This is a genomic window from Halobacillus sp. KGW1 (assembly GCF_001592845.1).
GTDB lineage: Bacteria > Bacillota > Bacilli > Bacillales > Halobacillaceae > Halobacillus.
On record NZ_LSOC01000002.1, the window covers coordinates 1254774 to 1273746 of the forward strand.

18 protein-coding genes and 3 tRNA genes are annotated in these 18973 nt (G+C 45.9%); 3 read left to right on the forward strand and 18 right to left on the reverse strand.

Annotation, left to right across the window (positions count from 1 at the left end; translation table 11 throughout):
• Positions 1-9 precede the first annotated feature (9 nt).
• From AXG56_RS07145 to AXG56_RS07170, 6 genes are all read right to left on the reverse strand, one after another.
• A tRNA-Ile gene (locus AXG56_RS07145) sits at positions 10-86 on the reverse strand.
• A gap of 3 nt (positions 87-89) precedes the next feature.
• Positions 90-165: transfer RNA gene (locus tag AXG56_RS07150), tRNA-His, on the reverse strand.
• Positions 166-186: 21 nt separating this feature from the next.
• Positions 187-263: transfer RNA gene (locus tag AXG56_RS07155), tRNA-Met, on the reverse strand.
• A gap of 193 nt (positions 264-456) precedes the next feature.
• Positions 457-2094 (reverse strand): Na/Pi cotransporter family protein, encoded by a 1638-nt coding sequence (locus AXG56_RS07160; RefSeq protein ID WP_008638221.1) that lies wholly within the window; start codon positions 2092-2094, stop codon positions 457-459.
• 209 nt (positions 2095-2303) lie between these two features.
• The gene (locus AXG56_RS07165; RefSeq protein ID WP_062513791.1) at positions 2304-4079 is read right to left on the reverse strand and encodes a methyl-accepting chemotaxis protein; all 1776 of its coding nucleotides are present in this window, start codon (positions 4077-4079) and stop codon (positions 2304-2306) included.
• Between the two features lie 93 nt (positions 4080-4172).
• Positions 4173-4793 carry an NfeD family protein gene (locus tag AXG56_RS07170; RefSeq protein ID WP_235601471.1) on the reverse strand — a complete coding sequence of 207 codons (621 nt, stop codon included), beginning with the start codon at positions 4791-4793 and terminating at the stop codon, positions 4173-4175.
• A 258-nt stretch (positions 4794-5051) separates the two neighbouring features.
• On the opposite strand from AXG56_RS07170, the gene ispG reads away from it, so the two are divergent.
• Entirely contained in the window at positions 5052-6158 is a 1107-nt protein-coding gene (gene ispG / locus AXG56_RS07175) for a flavodoxin-dependent (E)-4-hydroxy-3-methylbut-2-enyl-diphosphate synthase (protein ID WP_193743888.1), read from the forward strand.
• Positions 6159-6196: 38 nt separating this feature from the next.
• Here ispG and AXG56_RS07180 read toward each other — a convergent pair whose 3' ends face one another.
• Positions 6197-6733, reverse strand: a complete 537-nt coding sequence (locus AXG56_RS07180; RefSeq protein ID WP_062513793.1) for a hypothetical protein — start codon at positions 6731-6733, stop codon at positions 6197-6199.
• A gap of 208 nt (positions 6734-6941) precedes the next feature.
• On the opposite strand from AXG56_RS07180, the gene AXG56_RS07185 reads away from it, so the two are divergent.
• Positions 6942-7226 (forward strand): DUF2624 domain-containing protein, encoded by a 285-nt coding sequence (locus AXG56_RS07185; protein WP_008638227.1) that lies wholly within the window; start codon positions 6942-6944, stop codon positions 7224-7226.
• 38 nt (positions 7227-7264) lie between these two features.
• Here AXG56_RS07185 and AXG56_RS07190 read toward each other — a convergent pair whose 3' ends face one another.
• Entirely contained in the window at positions 7265-8158 is an 894-nt protein-coding gene (locus AXG56_RS07190; protein ID WP_062513799.1) for a deoxyribonuclease IV, read from the reverse strand.
• Positions 8159-8175: 17 nt separating this feature from the next.
• Positions 8176-9495, reverse strand: a complete 1320-nt coding sequence (locus tag AXG56_RS07195) for a DEAD/DEAH box helicase (RefSeq protein ID WP_008638231.1) — start codon at positions 9493-9495, stop codon at positions 8176-8178.
• 173 nt (positions 9496-9668) lie between these two features.
• On the opposite strand from AXG56_RS07195, the gene AXG56_RS07200 reads away from it, so the two are divergent.
• On the forward strand, positions 9669-10625 hold the full coding sequence (locus AXG56_RS07200) for a 4-hydroxy-3-methylbut-2-enyl diphosphate reductase (RefSeq protein WP_008638233.1): 957 nt from the start codon (positions 9669-9671) through the stop codon (positions 10623-10625).
• Between the two features lie 135 nt (positions 10626-10760).
• Here the strand turns inward: AXG56_RS07200 and AXG56_RS07205 are convergent, their stop codons facing one another.
• From AXG56_RS07205 to AXG56_RS07245, 9 genes are all read right to left on the reverse strand, one after another.
• A complete protein-coding gene (locus AXG56_RS07205) occupies positions 10761-11879 on the reverse strand; it encodes a Nif3-like dinuclear metal center hexameric protein (RefSeq protein ID WP_062513801.1) in 1119 nt (372 codons plus the stop codon).
• Positions 11876-12595, reverse strand: a complete 720-nt coding sequence (locus AXG56_RS07210) for a tRNA (adenine(22)-N(1))-methyltransferase TrmK (RefSeq protein WP_235601472.1) — start codon at positions 12593-12595, stop codon at positions 11876-11878. Before AXG56_RS07210 ends, AXG56_RS07205 begins: the two co-directional genes overlap by 4 nt.
• A 62-nt stretch (positions 12596-12657) precedes the next feature.
• Positions 12658-13026: a cytochrome c550 gene (gene cccA, locus AXG56_RS07215; RefSeq protein ID WP_062513803.1), complete on the reverse strand. Its 369-nt coding sequence runs from the start codon at positions 13024-13026 to the stop codon at positions 12658-12660.
• Positions 13027-13135: 109 nt separating this feature from the next.
• Positions 13136-13672 (reverse strand): hypothetical protein, encoded by a 537-nt coding sequence (locus AXG56_RS07220; RefSeq protein WP_008638242.1) that lies wholly within the window; start codon positions 13670-13672, stop codon positions 13136-13138.
• Positions 13673-13744: 72 nt separating this feature from the next.
• On the reverse strand, positions 13745-14878 hold the full coding sequence (rpoD, locus tag AXG56_RS07225) for an RNA polymerase sigma factor RpoD (protein ID WP_008638243.1): 1134 nt from the start codon (positions 14876-14878) through the stop codon (positions 13745-13747).
• Positions 14879-14916: 38 nt separating this feature from the next.
• Positions 14917-16731: a DNA primase gene (dnaG, locus tag AXG56_RS07230; protein ID WP_008638245.1), complete on the reverse strand. Its 1815-nt coding sequence runs from the start codon at positions 16729-16731 to the stop codon at positions 14917-14919.
• A 37-nt stretch (positions 16732-16768) separates the two neighbouring features.
• Positions 16769-17230, reverse strand: a complete 462-nt coding sequence (locus tag AXG56_RS07235) for a DUF188 domain-containing protein (RefSeq protein WP_008638248.1) — start codon at positions 17228-17230, stop codon at positions 16769-16771.
• 254 nt (positions 17231-17484) lie between these two features.
• On the reverse strand, positions 17485-18306 hold the full coding sequence (locus AXG56_RS07240) for a pyruvate, water dikinase regulatory protein (RefSeq protein ID WP_035387971.1): 822 nt from the start codon (positions 18304-18306) through the stop codon (positions 17485-17487).
• Between the two features lie 16 nt (positions 18307-18322).
• Positions 18323-18952: a helix-turn-helix transcriptional regulator gene (locus AXG56_RS07245; RefSeq protein WP_026577201.1), complete on the reverse strand. Its 630-nt coding sequence runs from the start codon at positions 18950-18952 to the stop codon at positions 18323-18325.
• Positions 18953-18973: the final 21 nt, after the last annotated feature.

The following is an 18973-nucleotide window of genomic DNA, read 5'->3' on the forward strand; positions in this document are numbered from 1 at the left end:
TCATGTATGTGGTGGACCCTGCAGGACTCGAACCTGCGACCGATCGGTTATGAGCCGATAGCTCTAACCAGCTGAGCTAAGGGTCCACATGGGGCGGCTGATGGGAATCGAACCCACGAATGCCGGAACCACAATCCGGTGCGTTAACCACTTCGCCACAACCGCCATGTTTCTATTTAATATGTATGGTAGCGGCGGAGGGGATCGAACCCCCGACCTCACGGGTATGAACCGTACGCTCTAGCCAGCTGAGCTACACCGCCATGATATCGCTTGAAGCGACTTTATTAATATAACATTTACGAACTGTAATGTCAACAAGTTTTTTCGGTGTCGTTTTTGGCGACAAGAATAATATACCATCCTGTCCAGAATAGTTCAAGGGTTTTTTTAAAGAAAAGTATTTCATGGATAAAAAAAAGATAAACGGCCATTATAAATGGCCGTTTATACTAATTACAGGCTTTCTTTTTCACCAAGAACTTCTTCCGCAATGTTCACGGCATGGTCGCCGATACGTTCCAGGTTGCTGATCATATCTACAAAGACGATACCGGCCTGTCCTGTACAGACGCCTTCATTCAAACGAATGATATGCTTCTTGCGGTAGCTTCTTTCCATACGATCCAACTCATTCTCTTTCTGAACAACGGCGAGCGCTTCTTCTCTGCTCATTGTTTCCAGAGATTTAATGGACTGTTTCACCGTCATCAAAGTCAAATCAATCATCGTATTTAAATCTTCGATTGCCTGCGGTGTCAAATTCACCTTGTTGGAGTTCTTGTAATCGATCAGCTCGATAATGTTCTCGAAGTGATCTCCCATACGCTCGATATCCCGGACAGAATCCATAAGGGTGGAGTGTTTCTTACTCTCTTCGTCCGTTAAGGAAGCTTGGGAAAGATCGACAAGATAGTCGGTAATCTTCCGATCGAGATTGTTCAAGGCTTCTTCGATCTGCAAAGCAATTTCTGAGTGTTTCTGCTGTTTACTGTTCAAGTAAAGGCTCGTTTCCTCCAAGCCTTTATATGCATACTCTCCCATGCGGACCACTTCTTCTTTGGCCTGGTCGAGCGCAAGAGATGGAGACTGTTCAATAAAGATCGGATCCAAATGCTGCGGCTTATGGTCGATCAAAGAGTCATCTCCAGGTACCAGCTTCACAACCAGCCAAGCAAGGAAAGCTACGAACGGGAACTGCACGATCGTGTTAGCAATGTTGAAAGATCCGTGGGCAAAAGCAATGGTCATTTCTGGTCCCAGATTAAATTTATCCTGAAGCCAGCCGACATAAAGCGTAAACGGATGAAGAAGGATTAAGAATACCGTTGCTCCAATTACGTTGAATATAACGTGGACGGTAGCCGCACGCTTCGCTCCGACACTGGCACCGATAGCTGCGATGACAGCAGTAATCGTCGTTCCGATGTTATCCCCGAAAAGCACAGGAAGAGCTGCCTTTAAATCGACCAGACCTTCCCCGAACAGCCCTTGCAGAATTCCAATTGTTGCACTGGAACTCTGAACAATAACGGTGAACAATGTACCGATGACGACACCGAGGATCGGGTTTTCACTCATGCTTAACGTCAATTCGTGGAAAGCTTCCAAGGATCGGAGAGGCTTCATTCCACCGCTCATGAGCTCCAGTCCGAAGAACAGAGATCCCAGACCGAAGACGGTTTGTCCAATATTTGTTACTTTTTTATTCTTAAAGAAGAAAATCATCAGGGCACCGACTGCTAAGATCGGAAGACCGTAAGCTTTAATATCGATACCAATGATGAACGCTGTAAACGTCGTACCGATATTGGCCCCCATAATAACTCCGATTGCTTGTCGGAATGTCATAAAACCAGCGTTTACAAGTCCGACGGTCAAAACAGTAGTTGTCGAACTACTTTGAACGAGGATCGTTACGACCATACCAGCGATGACACCCATCAATGGATTACTGGTAAAGCGATCTAACAGTTCTCTCAGGCGGTCTCCAGCTACTTTCTGAAGCCCGTCCCCCATATACTTAATACCAAAAAGGAAAATACCGAGTCCGCCGATGAATTCAAATATCATCTGCTGCACGTTGATATCCAATTTTTCTCCACCCTTTCCTCATCCAAGTTGTACATTTTTATGTTTATCTATTAAAAACACCTCATTCATTATTAACGATGCGCTCTTTATTTGTAAAGGATAAAAATGAATCTTAACATTAAATTTACAAAGGACAATATTCTATACCCTCTTCCTTCCTGACAAACCCGACACAACAAAGGAGCACCTGTGTTTAAGGTGCTCCTTTGTTAAGATGCTATGCGGGACTTTGGCTTCTCAGAGCCCCGTCCGTCCGCCGGCTCATGTGTCTCCATTTCAACCTTCCATTGATTGGACAAAACCAAGGCCAACATTTCCTTTGTCATCTCTGTGATGCCGGTCTGAATCTCTTCTAAGTTTCTCATGTCTGTCTGATGATGTTTCATGATTTCGAAAAGGTCTTCGGTGTATGTGGATTGTTTATGTACGATATGGTCCATTCCATTCTGAGCGTCCGCCATTTTAGGAATGACTTCTTTACCTGTAATCAAATGACTTTCCGAAAGGTCCATATAGGCACGGAGGCTTTCCATCCCAGTCATAATTTCATGGAAGCTATCCTTTCCACTGTCGACGATCCTCTCCTGCGTTTCGATCTCTCTGCCTAAATCCTTACATTTATCGGAGAAGTATCTTCCTAAAGACAAAGCATCTTTCATACGCTGATCAATTTCTATCGCTGCCGACTTCGAACGATCGGCTAACTTTCGAATCTCTTCTGCTATGACGTGGAAGCCCCGACCTTCTCCTTCTGTTCTCCCTACTTCGATTGAAGCATTCAGTGCAAGCATTCTTGTCTGCTCTGCAATCGCTTGAATCAAAGAACCAGAATCTTTAATGGTGGACATATACCGCGCAAACGTTCCGACCCGTTTCCTCATTTCTTCTATTTCATCTTTTAACCGAAGAAAAGAACGGTCCATTGCATTCATCCCTTCCTGTCCAGTCATAATCGCACCCTTCATTGCCTCTTGTTGTTTCCACATTACTTCCAGTTCCTGTTGTAAGCTTTCAAACATCTCCGTTAAGTCTTGAAAAACTTCTTTTTCTTTATTGAGATGACAGATAGTTTGTCGGCTAGCTTTCCGTAAAAGTTCTGTGTCTTGAATGATTTTATTTCTAGACTGGTCCATCCCCTCAAAAGCTCTTCTTAAACCTTCTCCACCTTCTCCCAACCGGTGAGCGGCAGCAGTAACGGAGGACAAGATTCCAGTTATTTTGCTGATCAGTTTGCTGTAACTTTTTTTCAAGGACTGTATTTCCGGTATCGTTGTTTTCACCAAAGACGGGTCCTTCAACGTCCCTTCCCCGGCTTTATCCATCACGCCCTCCAAGCGGTTGAGCGGCCGGACTATCTTCTTCACGGCCCAATATACCACCAGAACGGTAAGGACAAATACCAGCACTCCTATAAAGAAGATATATGCGGCCAGATTGTTGATTTCCTCCATAATATCGGCAGCAGGTATACGGATGATGTATATGCCCTGCAACTCCTGAACGGGAGCAAAGGTGACTAGGATCTCCTCCCCATCCACTTTCCATGTTTTCGTACCACTTTCCGTTTCCTTTATTTTATCCAAATACTCTTCTGGAAAGATCTCCTCCCTATTGGAAGAATAAGTAATGATTCCAGAATCAGTAAGAAGATACATTTCAGCATCCAGGCCGTCCTGTACCAGTTGAGCTTGCTGAGCGTTGACATAGACCTGCATTCTTTTCTGAAACTGTTCCTCCTCTCCTACAAAGGCATACATGAGCTGCTTCGAAATATCCTGTATCATCACCAATTCCCTGTCCAGGCGGTCCTGGATAAACTGCATTTGACTTTCTTTCGCTTTTGAATAGGAAAGGAAACCAATAAGAATTACCGCTATTAACAAAAAGAGCGCAAGGACGAGCGATAATCTCCATTGAAAACTTAAAGATCGTCTTCTGCTCCCCATCCTGCGCTGTTTAAATTTCCTTCCAACATCATTTAACAAACCTCTCCACTCCCATACGTTGAATCATTCCATTCCAAAGTATGAAGGAGATTTGTTGAGCGAATATGAATGATGTATTAATGAATTGTAATTTTAAGTCTTTTCAACCAGTATTTTAGTCCCGTCCACAGCAGCCACCCTTATCGATTCTCCTTTGCCCAGCCACTTTCCATTGGATACGGCACTGTACTCTTTTCCATTCACACGGATCGTCCCTACAGGCCTCATGTCTGTCAACGTTGTTCCACTGCTGCCTACTAAATGACTGTAAGATTCGTTCATGGAATTGTATCCCATTTCCGATGTGAGCTGGTCATTCAACGTCATCTTCGTCCACATATCCCGACGTTTGAACACTTTAAGAAATACGAGCGAGGCAGCCCCGCCGATAATTACACCGATCACGCTGTATAGGCCGGCAACCCAGTTGGGGGCACTGAAACCGACGGCAATAATCATTGTAACGGCTCCAATAGTCGCAAGTGTCCCATCATTGACGACTTTTCCATCAATGATGATCAAGGCGATGCCGAGTAAATACACAAGCATCATAATGACGAACATCTCCGGCGCTAGATAACTGGAAAAATAAACGGTTATGAATCCGAGACCGATAACCGCGAAGACCCCCCGCATATTGACAAGGAGTTCTCCGATGAGGAACATCGTCCCGAGCAAGGTAATGAATAAGGCGACCCAGTCATAGGTTAACACGGCATTTCACTTCCTCTCCTTCTATGTTACTTTATACGTGCGAGCAGACGGATTCGTTTCAAACGTTATCCATTTTTTTAAATTCCACGGCATGGTATAATTCCATGGGTACCAATAATTACGAAGGGTTCCTGCCTTACCGGCATCTCTTTTGAGTGTCTATGCTTCTCTTTTCTGCCGGTAGCCCTTATAATGAAGGTTGGAAAATAACCTTGCATACCTTTTTGTTAATAAATAAAGGAGCGATTTTACATGCCAATTACGCACAGAAAAGATACCCGTCCCGTAAAAGTCGGCGACGTGACCATAGGTGGATCGGACGAAGTAGTCATCCAGTCCATGACCACAACCAAAACACACGATGTGGAAGCGACCGTTGCCGAAATCAAGCGTCTGGAAGAGGCAGGATGTCAAATTGTCCGTGTCGCCTGTCCGGATGACCGCGCAGCCGATGCCATTCCGGAAATCAAAAAACGCATCAACATCCCGTTGGTCGTCGACATTCATTTCGATTACAGAAAGGCATTAAAAGCGATCGAAGGCGGCGCGGATAAGATCCGCATCAATCCGGGAAATATCGGAAGCCGCGAGAAAGTGGAAGCTGTCGTAAAAGCAGCTAAAGAGAAAGGCATTCCCATCCGAATCGGTGTGAACGCCGGTTCCCTGGAACGTCATATCCTTGAGAAATATGGATATCCGACTGCGGATGGTATGGTGGAAAGCGCATTGCATCATATCAAAATCCTGGAAGATCTTGATTTTCATGATATTATTGTTTCCCTTAAAGCTTCGGATGTAAAACTGGCTATTGAAGCTTATGAGAAAGCGGCAGCAGCCTTCACTTATCCGATCCACTTGGGAATTACTGAATCAGGAACGCTTTTTGCCGGAACTGTAAAAAGTGCCGCCGGCCTTGGTGCGATCCTTAGTAAAGGAATCGGCAGCACAGTCCGCATCAGTTTGAGTGCCGACCCTGTCGAAGAAGTAAAAGTGGCGAAGGAACTGCTGAAATCCTTCGGTCTTGCTGCCAATGCAGCGACACTAATCTCTTGCCCGACGTGTGGACGTATTGAAATCGACTTGATTTCCATTGCCAATGAAGTCGAAGAATACATCCAGACGATCAAAGCCCCTATCAAAGTGGCCGTTCTCGGATGTGCCGTAAACGGACCGGGAGAAGCGAGAGAAGCGGATATTGGAATCGCTGGAGCAAGAGGCGAAGGACTATTGTTCCGTCACGGGGAAATCATCCGTAAGGTACCGGAAGATATCATGGTGGAAGAATTGAAGAAAGAAGTCGACAAACTCGCTGAAGAACATTATGAGAAAGAACGCTTGAAGAAAGAAGAACAGAAACAATCCTGACAAAAAGGGTGGACCATAAAGGTCCACCCTTTTCACATTCAGATCAAGTTAAAAAATGGAGCGAAGAACAACGAAAAGGCAATAGATACGATACTGATGATAATCGCCATATTTCCAAGCGTATCTGCACCACGTCGTTTCCCTATGGCACCGAAAATGATGCCTGTTACACCAAGTATGATTGGTGCAAAGAAGAAGGAGAGAATGGCAGCCGTGAGGCCGATCCAGCCCATACCGACTTTGACGTCTTCCTTTTCTTCCATAGTGGTTTCTTGTTCTCTATGGTTCATCGGTTCGTCTATACGGCCGATTGCCGCTTCTTGAGCGAACTCTTCTTCGTAACTGTCCCCGTAAACCGGCTGGTCCGGTCCACGTCCATGATCGTCCACATCTTCTGCACGCTCACGGTAACCGGCTTCCTGTCTGAAATCCTGCTCCTGCATCTCTGCAAAAGCTTCATTCAACACTTCATCGGTAGTCGGCTCATCTCCATTGTGCACTTGTTCTAATTCATCTCCGTGTCTCGGAGCTTTTTCTGTTTCCTGATTCTCAACAGGCTTCTTTGGATCATACATACGAACACCCTCACTTTCTGTTTGGAGAATCACGTTTAGTATGTGTGCCTGACGGTGATTTTAAGTGAGGGAGTTCATGGTAAATTCGTGTTGCCAGCGAGGCGTCACACCACTCACTTCTTCTTAGTTGGGGCCATTCAAAAAACACAAATCCTTCCCACTTTTCATACTGTGTTATAAATAGCGGGAAGAAGGGGAGTATCTGCCAATGATGAAGCATGTGGCCCAACAGTTCATTGCACAGAAGTTGAAAGAGATGACCGTTGATGACTTATTATCCTACAGTCGGAAGTACGGTATTCCAATCACTCGGCAGGAAGCGGAAAAAATCGTCAAAGAACTGAGGAAATCGAAGGAGAACCCCTTCGATCCTGAGGACCGGAAACGTATGCTTGGTAAACTGGCTAAAATCACTTCAAAAGAAACAGCGCTTTCCGTTCATCGTTTACTTAAAAAGGTTGCTAAAGAATACGGAGTCGAGCATTGGCTCTAATAAAAAAAGGCAGGGGAAAGATCCCCTGCCTTTTTTCCTTATTGTTCCATTATTTTCTCTTTTAAGCCTTCATCAAACGTACCCTCTTTGATCATATCGATTTCAAAGCGATACGGAGGTTTTTTATTCTTTTTGTCTTCTCCGACATAAGGCGTTTCGAGAATTTTTGGAAGATCCTTTAACTCCGAATGATGGACGACTTTATGAAGAGCATCAAAGCCGATATGTCCGAACCCGATGTTTTCATGACGGTCTTTCTGAGCGCCGCATACGTTCTTGCTGTCATTCACGTGTACAACCTTGAGGCGGTCAAGCCCTACGATCCGGTCGAAGTCTTCCAGCACTCCGTCAAAGTCGTTCACGACATCATAACCGGCATCGTGGATGTGGCACGTATCCATACATACGGACAGCTTTTCATTCAACGTTACGCCATCCATAATTTTTGCCAGTTCATCAAAACTTCTGCCGATCTCGGATCCTTTACCTGCCATCGTCTCCAGAGCGATCTGGACGTGCTGATCTTTGTGAAGCACTTCATTCAAACCTTCAATGATCTTTGGCAGCCCTTTATCTACTCCTTGTCCAACATGAGATCCTGGATGCAGGACAATCTGTCTTGCACCCAGAGCCTCTGTACGCTCGATTTCATTTCGAAGGAAATCAACCCCGAGTTCAAACGTTTCCGGTTTCGTTGTATTTCCTAAGTTAATGATATACGGGGCGTGAACAACGATATCATTAATACCGTGTTCTTTCATATGTTGCAGGCCCGCCTCGATATTCAATTCTTCGATCGGACGACGCCTCGTATTCTGGGGCGCACCTGTGTAGATCATAAACGTACCGGAGCCATAGGAAGCCGCTTCTTCACTGGCACCTAACAGCATCTTCTTCCCTTTCATCGATACGTGTGAACCGATTTTAAGCATGGAATCCCTTCCCTTTCTTATTTCCTCTTATAACTTTCCCGTTTCAATTTACGCAGATTCTTACTTGCTTCTTTTTTAATTTTCTTCTTATATCCTGGTTTAACTTTTTTCGGCTTCCGGACCATCTGTTTCGCTTTTCGCTCGATATCAGATGTTCGTCGTTCTCTGTTCTGACGCTCATTGTAGGCGTTGATCTCTTTCCATTCGCCATTCTTCACCTCATAAAACTCGAACGTAAGGCCTTTCTTCTCGAGCTTTTGAATCAGCGGCAAATCAGATTCTTTATACAGGTTGATTGCCGTTCCCTGAAGACCGGCACGGGCCGTTCTTCCGACGCGGTGCACATAGAACTCTTCTTCTTTCGGCATTTGGGCATTGATGACGTGACTCACACCCTGGATATCAATACCACGGGAAGCAAGGTCCGTTGCCACAATATACTGGTAGCGAAGACTTTGCAGTTCCTTCAGCATCCGCTTTCGTTCCCTTGGCGATAGTCCACCGTGCAGGACTCCTACCTCAAGACCACGGCTAATCAGATCATCTGCAAGCTGGTCTGCATGTTTCTTTCCGTTGGTGAAGATAATCGCTAGGTACGGCTGAATCGATTTGGATATTTCTATGATTACGTCTGCCGGTTCTTTATGACGGAGCGGTACTAAACGGTGCTCCATTGTTTCCGGTGACGGTTTATCATCTTCGATTTGAATGTGGACAGGATTCGTCAAATATTTTTTGAGGAACGGCTGTAAACGCTCCGGGATCGTTGCTGAGAATACAAGCATTTGGACGTTTTCATCCATCCGTACAAGGATTTGGTCGACTTCTTCAATGAAACCGAGATCAAGCATTAAGTCCGCTTCATCTAAGACAAAACCTTTCGCATGATAGAGGTCGACCGCCTCTTCCTTCACCATATCCAAAATACGACCCGGTGTTCCAACAACGATATGCGGCTTGCGGGAAGCAAGCTTATCGACCATCTTCTGCTTGTCCGTTCCGCCGATCAAAAGCTTGGACAACCATGCTTCTTCTTTACCAGCAAATCTTATTGCCTTTTTCACTTCCTCGTGAATTTGGATAGCTAGCTCCCTTGTGGGTGCTGTAATAACGAACTGCACTTCATCGAGCGATTCATCCATTTTGTTCAACAAAGGCAGCAGGTATGCATGGGTTTTTCCAGAGCCTGTGTGTGATTGACCGATCAGGCTCTCCCCTCTTAATGCAGGAGGCAGGACCTGCTGCTGAATTGGTGTCGGTGTCTTAAAGCCCAATCCTTCGACGATCCGACTAACTGTCGAAGTGATGGCGTATTGATCAAATGTATGCTTACTCATAACCGTTCTCCTTTAATGTAAAATGTTCCTTCCCTATTATAAGGGAGTGGGAGCCAAAATGCACGATAACGTTCTATTGCGACAACTTTCTTTGTCATCTTTCACTTTACCCTTTATAATGAAAATGGTACTTTAATAGTCACTGGATTGTATAAAGAGGAGGACGCTAACAAATGGAAGTCATTAAAATCGCCCCTCGCGGTTATTGTTATGGCGTAGTAGATGCCATGGTCATTGCACAGAATGCTGCCAAAGACCCTAATCTGCCTCGCCCTATTCATATATTAGGGATGATCGTCCACAATTCCCACGTCACGGATGCCTTCAAAGAAGAAGGAATTATCACCGTCGACGGGAAGAACCGGATGGATCTCTTGGAAGGAATCAATGAAGGCACTGTTATCTTCACGGCTCACGGAGTATCCCCGGAAGTGAAAGAGCGCGCGAAAGCGAAAGGGCTGGTCACGCTGGATGCAACCTGTCCGGACGTAACGAACACACATAATCTGATCCGTAAGAAGGTCGCTGAAGGTTATGAAATCATTTATGTCGGGAAGAAGGGACACCCGGAGCCTGAAGGAGCCATGGGCGTTGCCCCCGGAAAAGTGCATCTCGTACAGACAGAAGAAGATGTCGAAAACCTCACGCTGACACATGACAAGCTGATGATTACCAACCAGACGACGATGAGTCAATGGGATGTGTATGATGTCATGGAAAAAGCAAAAGAAAAGTATCCACAGCTCGAGAAACAACAGGAGATCTGCATGGCTACGCAAGTAAGGCAGGAGGCTGTTTCCGAACAGGCAGGAGCTGCAGATCTCACACTTGTCGTCGGTGACCCTAAGAGTAATAACTCCAACCGTCTCGCGCAGGTTTCCATGGAGAAGGCCGGGACAACCGCTTACCGGATCGCCGATGTAACGGAAATCCAGTTGGAATGGCTGGAAGGAGTAGAGAAGGTAGCCGTTACTGCCGGTGCCTCCACACCGACACCGATTACGAAAGAAGTCATTAAATTCATTGAACAATACGATAGAAATAATGAAGAAACATGGATCCGCGAATCCAAAGTGGAGCAGAAAAAGATCCTGCCCCGCGTCAAGGTTAAGAACCGCGAACGTAAATAAAGGAAAGCAGGGAGCACATCGTGCCCCCTGCTTTTTTTGTATGTTGGAGAAACATAAACCAACGCCGGTCCCTTGAATCCTGAGGACTACTTTTATGGTGCCGGACAGCTAAGGATAGATTGTTCACCCTTCTTTTTACTGGAAAGTGAACGGTTCTGTTACCGCCTCGGATACCATAATGTTCATCCCTTCATCCTTATTACACTCCTGCTCAAGGAAATCTTTAATGACCGGACAGATGAGCTTTTCGACATGGTGACCGGGATCAATGACAGCAAGCCCTATTTCCAAAGCGTCCTGCGCTGCGTGTAACGTCATATCGCCTGTTATATAGACATCTGCGCCCATGCGCTTCGCTGCATGAATGTATTTCTCTCCACTTCCTCCGAGAACAGCAACCTTTTTCACTTGCTTGTCCATTCTGCCTGTAACACGTAAAGCCGGAATCTCATAGGCAACCTTCACTTTTTCAGCGAACAGTTCCAGTGCTTCAGGAGCATCCAGCTCCCCAATCCGGCCAAGCCCATAAGAGGCACCTTCATTCAATAGTGGATAGATGTCATAGGCGACTTCCTCATAAGGATGCGCCTCTTCCATAGACCGGAGCACATCTTTGAGCTTACGCTTTTCCACAATCGTCTCCAACCGCACCTCATCGACGGTTTCCAGTTTTCCGCTTTCCCCGAGATAAGGGTCCGTACCTTCCAGAGGGAGAAAAGCTCCATGCCCTTTACTTTGGTAAGAGCAGTGGCTGTAATTGCCGATATGGCCCGCGCCGGCGGACCCCAGGGCTGCCTGGACGTTAGACGCATGTGTCTCCGGGACGAAAACAACAAGCTTTACAAGCTCTTCTTTCCCTGTTTCCATCAATGGTCTCGTGTCCTTCAACCCGAGGGCATCTGCCATCACATCGTTTACACCGCCACTTGCAATATCCAGATTGGTATGGGCGGCATAGACGGTGATATCATGTTGGATCAGTTTGCGAACGACCCGCCCCTTCGGCGTATCAAAGTTAATTTGATGAAGCTTGACGAATAGTAGCGGATGATGGGCAATAATTAAATCGACGTTCTTTTCAACGGCTTCATCCACGACGTTCTCTAACACATCCAGCGTCACCATAACGTTACGGACCGGTTTATTTAATGATCCCACCTGAAGACCGACATTATCCCAATCGTAGGCCAACGTTTTAGGTGACCACTCTTCCAACCGTTTAATAATCTGTTGTGCTGTCATGGTTGCATTCATGACCCCAATTCCTCCTTCAGCCAATCGATTTCTTGCTGCAATCGGGCTATTTTCTCTTCATCGAATCGCGCCGCCTGCTTCACCTGGCTGAGCACGTATTCCTTCTTTTGCTTTTCCTCTTTACATTTCTGTATAAACGCATCATTTCTTTCAGACAGAAGAAACGGTCCGAGCCACAATTCCTTCTCTTTGTTCGATGTATAAGGTCTTTCCGGTTCTCCTTTTTCTGCAACGAGCACTTCATAGATGTGACCGTTCTCTTCGAGTATCTGTTCTTCGATGAGCTCGTACCCGTTAGCGATGTACCAAAGGCGAAGTGCCTTAGCATCGATGTTCGGCTGTGTAATGATCCTTTCGACTGAATCAAGTTTATCTTTGCCCTGATCGAGGATATCCCGGATCAAGGGACCGCCCATTCCCGCTATCGTGATTTGTTGGATGCCGTCTTCTGGCTGGATCACTTCGAGCCCATTTCCAAGCCGAACATCAATCCGTGCCTCCAGGTTATGTGTCTGCACTTCGTCTACTGCACTTTGAAACGGTCCTTGATTTACTTCCCCGGCAACAGCACTCGCCGCTTCATCTTTAAGGCAGACATAGCAAGGCAGATAGGCATGGTCGGAACCGATATCCGCAAAGCGGGCCCCTTTCGGCAAATAGTCGGCTACAACAGCCAGACGGTCAGATAATTGGTTAACATTCATAGTTTTCTTCATTCCCTCTCTCATAAAAAGAAAAGCTTTCTGAAACAGCCCAGAAAGCTTTTCTTACCTGTTACTTATTTTTTCTCTGCCAGCCATTCGGCCAGCTGTGTAGCTTGCTCTCCGGTGTAAAGCCCAGGAGGCATCGCGGAACCTTTTCCGTTTACAATGATATCCTCAATTTCTTCAGCGGAATAGCGGCTGCCTACTTCCTGCAGGTTAGGACCTGCGCCACCGCTTAAGTCGCCTCCGTGACAGCTGGAACATTTGCTTTGGAACATCTCTTCAGGGTTAGCATCTACCGTTTCTTCTTGCTGCTCTCCGCCGCCTTCTTCTTCGTTCTGAATGGCTTCGCGTTGATTGTTACCTGCTGTGGATACAATGATCATAGCGATGATCCCCAGAACAGCAATCACTGCGAATGGAATCACAGGGTTTCTTCTCATCGGTTGCAACCTCCTTATGTATTCCCACTTATTAAATTTTTCACGTCTGTCCGACTATCTTTATTCTACTTGAAAACTGTTTCATATAAAAGAGTAAACCTGTGAAATTTTACAAATTCACAAGTACTGCGAGTAGTAAAAATCCCGCCAAACCAGAAATCGTAAGGGTTTTCACGCTGAGACGGTGTCCGATGGCTACCCAAAGAAAGCAATGAAAAGCGGCCGTCCACGCCAAACTGGATGAACCAGGGAAATAATACCCCACCGCTGTTATCGAAAGAACGAAGAAGATAAGCAGACCGACAATCAGAGGAAGCGGAAACCAAATCGATTTTCTATATTTTAACCAACCCGAATGAATCCATGCAGTGATTACAAAACTCGACAAAAGCCCTGTTTGCATTATGATTCCCATTTGAGTAAAATAAATGACAAGAAATGAAAGGGGTAACAAAATCAGGGTAACAGCTAAAAAGCTGTAGAACAGGAGACTGCTCCACTTCAGCCGGGAACCTCTTTTTTCCTCCTGACCGTCTCCCTGAGTATAGAGAGCCAACAGGAAATCACAGTACGTAGCAGGCAGTAGACGATTTTGCTTCCAGTAATGGATCTCATTGATTATGACCTTCGTACGCTCATCTCTCATAGCATCCTCCTGAAGCCAAAATAAAAACCCAGAACCCGTTTTCTGCAAGAAAAGGGTCCTGAGTCTGTGGGCTTATTCCATGAAGTCTTTCAAACGTTTGCTTCGGCTCGGATGTCTCAGCTTACGCAGAGCTTTAGCTTCGATTTGACGGATCCTTTCGCGGGTGACACCGAACACTTTCCCTACTTCTTCAAGCGTGCGTGTGCGGCCATCATCCAGACCGAAACGAAGGCGGAGGACGTTTTCCTCACGGTCCGTCAATGTGTCAAGCACGTCTTCGAGCTGCTCTTTTAATAGTTCATAGGCTGCATGGTCAGAAGGAGATGTCGCTTCCTGATCCTCAATGAAGTCTCCCAGATGAGAATCATCCTCTTCCCCGATAGGCGTTTCCAAAGATACAGGCTCCTGAGCAATCTTCAGAATCTCTCTTACTTTATCCGGGGTAAGATCCATGTCCTGTGCGATTTCTTCCGGTGTAGGCTCTCGGCCAAGATCCTGCAGAAGCTGACGCTGGACGCGAATCAATTTGTTGATCGTTTCCACCATGTGAACAGGAATACGAATCGTACGAGCCTGGTCAGCAATGGCGCGGGTAATCGCCTGTCTGATCCACCACGTTGCGTACGTGCTGAACTTGTACCCTTTTCGGTAATCAAATTTCTCAACCGCTTTGATCAGGCCCATGTTCCCTTCTTGAATGAGATCAAGGAACAGCATGCCGCGACCTACATAACGCTTGGCGATACTGACGACCAAACGAAGGTTTGCTTCCGCCAAGTCCCGCTTCGCTTCTTCATCTCCACTTTCAATCCGCTGTGCCAGACTGATTTCATCTTTAGCAGAAAGAAGGTTGACGCGCCCGATTTCTTTCAAGTACATACGGACTGGGTCATTGATTTTCACACCGGGAGGTACACTTAAATCGTTGAGGTCGAATTCCTCTTCTTTGTCGAGCTGTTTCATACTTGGATCCGATTCAGAGTCACCGATTACCTCGATTCCCTGCTCACTTAAGTGCTCGTAGAATTCATCCATCTGATCCGAATCCAATTCAAAATTGGAGAGCTTTTCAGCGATTTCCTCGTATGCAAGCACCCCTCTTTTCTTACCTATTTCCACTACCTGCTCTTTTGCCTGCTCAAGGGTCAATTCTGTCTGATTTTCCGTTTCTTTAGAACGTGATGGCTGTTGTTTCTTATTTGCCATGTGTCCCCCTCCTTCCAACAATCTATACAAACTAAAACCTAGTTGTGTTTTAAGGCTTGTTTTCTTTTAATGAGATCCATTGCAATCTGGGCTGCTTTAATTGGATCATTTTGCTGTTCTGCTTTTTTCAGTTCGGCTTCTAATCCTTTAATGTCCGTCCGATCCGTCTGTTCTGATCGTATCCTTACGATATAATCCTGGATTTCCTGATCGGAGATTTCTTCTCCGTTCGGTGCCATCGCCAGCTCAACGGCCAGATTCTTAATAGAAGGATCCTCAATTCGTTCCACAAACTGGCTGACATCTGATTCATTGCCGTCTTCATAATATGCGTAAAGATGGGTCACAATGACCTGATGATCTTCAATATTGAAAGCTCCCCCTATTTCCTCCTGAACTTTATCAGCAATATAAGGATCGTTCAACATATACGCAATCAGCTTTCTCTCCGCATTATGAAAAGCAGGAAGCAGCTTCTTCTGCACCGATGACTGTCTCGTTGTAGTGTTAGTATATCGGTTATTGCTTTCCTTATCCTTGGGAGCTTCCCTGCCCCTGATCGACTGTACTTCCTCTTTCAGCGTGTCGATCGATAATCCAAACTCCGACGCGATATCATTAAGGTAGTGCTCTCTTTCAATCGCACGGTCCAACGTGGAAATCTCTTGTAATACCTTTTCGATATAAGCAATTTGATCTCCTTCTAATTGGAGGTTATAATCGCGCCTGAGATAGCTCATCATGAACGAAATATACGTTTCGCTCGTGTCCAGCACTTCTTTCCGGAAACGTTCACCGCCGTGTTTTTGAATAAAGTCATCCGGATCAAGTCCATCGGGCACTCGGGCCACATACGTTTGACAGCCTACGCTTTTCACAAGTTTAGCCGCCTTTACGGCTGCCTCTATACCCGGCTTGTCCCCGTCATAACAGACAATAATCTGATCCACATATTTTTTGAGAAGGTTTGCCTGAGCACTTGAAATGGCAGTTCCCATGGTCGCTACACCATTATGAACCCCGGCTTGATCTGCGGAAATAACGTCCCCGAACCCTTCAAAAAGGATAACCGATTTTTCTTTTCGAATCGACGCCCTCGCCTGGTCGAAATTGTATAAGAGTCTTCCTTTGTGAAACAGTTCGGTCTCCGGGCTGTTTAAATATTTCGGCTCCTGCTTCCCAAGAGAACGGCCGGCAAATGCGACTGTCTTTCCAAGGTGATTGCGCAGGGGGAATATGACTCTCCCTCGAAAACGGTCGGCGTAATCTCCCTGATCGTTAACACTCAGCAAACCCGCCTTCACCATTGTCTGCGGATGAAAACCTTTCTTCTCAAGAAACGTGACCACAAAGTCCTTCGATTCCGGGGAGTAGCCCATTTGGTACTTTTGTATCGTCTCATCGGTAAACCCCCGATCAATCAGATACTGATAGGCTTCCCGGCCTTCTTTGGAATTCTTTAACAAATGATGATATAATTTGGTAAGCCACTTATGTGCTTCCAACATTGCTTGGGCTTCTGTACTCTTTTCGGATGGCCGCTCATTTGTCACCTGATCAGGCAGATCAATGCCGGCCTGCTCGGCGAGCTGCTTAAGCGCCTGTATAAAGCTGAAGCCCTCCATTTCCATCAGAAAGGTATAAACATTCCCTCCCTTTCCACAACCAAAGCAGTGAAATATCTGCTTATCCTGAGAAACGGAAAAAGAAGGAGTGCTTTCTCCATGAAAAGGACAAAGACCAAAGTAGTTTCTTCCTTGCTTCTTTAAGTCGATATAATTACCGATAACATCGACGATATCTATCGACTTTCTAATCTGATCGACAGTTTCTTCTGGGATATGTCCAGCCATATTATCACCATACAACTCCATTATTCTTGCTCTTCCTTCAAAATCCTTCTTGCTCTCTCAACAGCGCTGAAAAAACTTCGCGAAACTTGTCCCGGTCTTCCATTGTAAAGGAAGAAGGGCCTTTCCATCGTTTCCTCTGTTTCATCGTCTGCTGACGGAGAAACTTCTGATTCATAATATGATCGGCATCGCCTTCTCTAATCAGTTTACCTCTAGGCGTCATGACATAAACCCTTTTGGGCGTAAGCAGGACGGCCAGAGACAAGTCCTGTGTAATGACGACATCGTACTTTTTTACATGATTGAGAATGTATAAATCGACAGACTGCGATCCGTGATCTACAAACGTCCATTCCATCATCGATTTGTTCATGCTGTAATGATTGACGGTCGCGATGAATTGAGGAGTTAGTTCATACTGGCTGCATACTTCGACTATTTCATCCTGGACCGGGCAGCTGTCTGCATCCACCCATACGGTTACATTATGTTTTGGCATAGTATCAGTATTTCTACAATAAGCGGTAGAATCCTCCTAAATTACGAATGTTTTATTATTCTGAAAAGTTCACAGGGGTGTTAAGCAGCGTTCCCTGTTGGAAGATAAGGGAAAAGCGCTTCTCCCTTAAGGATTTTTACCACAAATAGATATTATAATACATTCCTCCTGTTTATGCCATGTCCAATTTTACCTAAATTCATTCTTCCCAACAAAAGTCGCGCTTAATCAAAGCGCGACTTCCTTCATCTTTACTATTGCTGAGCATCTTTGCGGAGTTTGTTCAAAATAACGTTAGCTGTCTCTTCCACTGCTTTGTTGGAAACATCGATGACCGGGCAGCCGATCCGCTCTACGATCTTGTTGAAATGATTAAGTTCCTGATTAATTCTGTCCATATTCGCATAGCTCGCCTGCGCCCCAAGACCAAGCGACTTCAGACGTTCTTTACGGATATCGTTCAGCTTCTCCGCACTGATCTTCAAGCCGATGCATTTCTCCGGATCAACCCGGAACAACTCAGAAGGAGGCTGGACTTCCGGAACAATTGGAACGTTCGCTACCTTTAAACGCTTATGAGCCAGGTATTGCGATAGCGGAGTTTTAGATGTCCTTGATACGCCGATCAAAACGATGTCCGCTTTGGTAATCCCTCTTGGATCCCTGCCGTCATCGTAACGGACGGCGAACTCTATCGCTTCCACCCGCTTGAAGTAATCTGCATCCAGTTTGTGAACAAGACCCGGTTCAAGCCGTGGTTTGATATGCAGATGGTCTTCCATTAACTCCATCATAGGTCCCATGATGTCTACACACTTAACACCCAGCTTGTCGGCTTCTTTCATAAGATGATCCCTGAATTCCGGAACAACAAGAGTGAAACCGATCATAGCGCCCTGCTCCTTTGCCTGCTGGACCGCCTCGTTAATGGTCCCCTTATCTTCTACATACGGAATGCGCTGCAAATCGAACGGTCCATCATCGAATTGGCTGAGACAGGCTTTCACGACCAATTCCGCTGTTTCACCGACGGAATCCGAGAGTACATATATCAATGGTTTATCCACGATTCCCATCCCTACCTTCCTCGACTCATAAATGTTGATCCCGGGCAAGCTCAACGAGAGCCTTCGTAATATTTGTTTTCGTCAACCTTCCGACTACGACCTGCCCACTTTCCTCGGGTGTAACGACAGGAAGTCCGTCGATCTGCTTCTCAATCAATTTTTGTGCGGCATCCAAAAGAAGGTCTTCGGGTTGACATACGGTTATATTCGGCATACGTGTCATGATGATGTGGACGGGTACAGAGGTCAAATCTTGATTGCCGATGCTTGCACGCAGCAAATCTTTCCTCGAAAGAACACCGACGAGGTGCGTGTGCTCATTGATTACGAAAAGGGTCCCTACATCTTCCAGGAACATTGTGCAGATCGCATCATATGCAGACACGTTTTCGTCGACGACAATCGGTATCGATTGGTATTCCTCTACTTTGAATTTCTTCAACTTTTCAGTGAAGAGCTCGGACCCCGTCTTGCCGGTGAAGAAGTATCCGACACGGGGCCTGGCATCCAAGTAACCGGCCATAGTCAAAATGGCCAGGTCCGGACGCAGGGTAGCCCGCGTCAAATTCAAGCGCTCCGCTATGTTCTCCCCGGTGATCGGTCCATTGTCTTTCACGATTTGTATGATTTGTTCCTGTCGATTAGATAATTCCAATCCATCACCACCCTGATCACT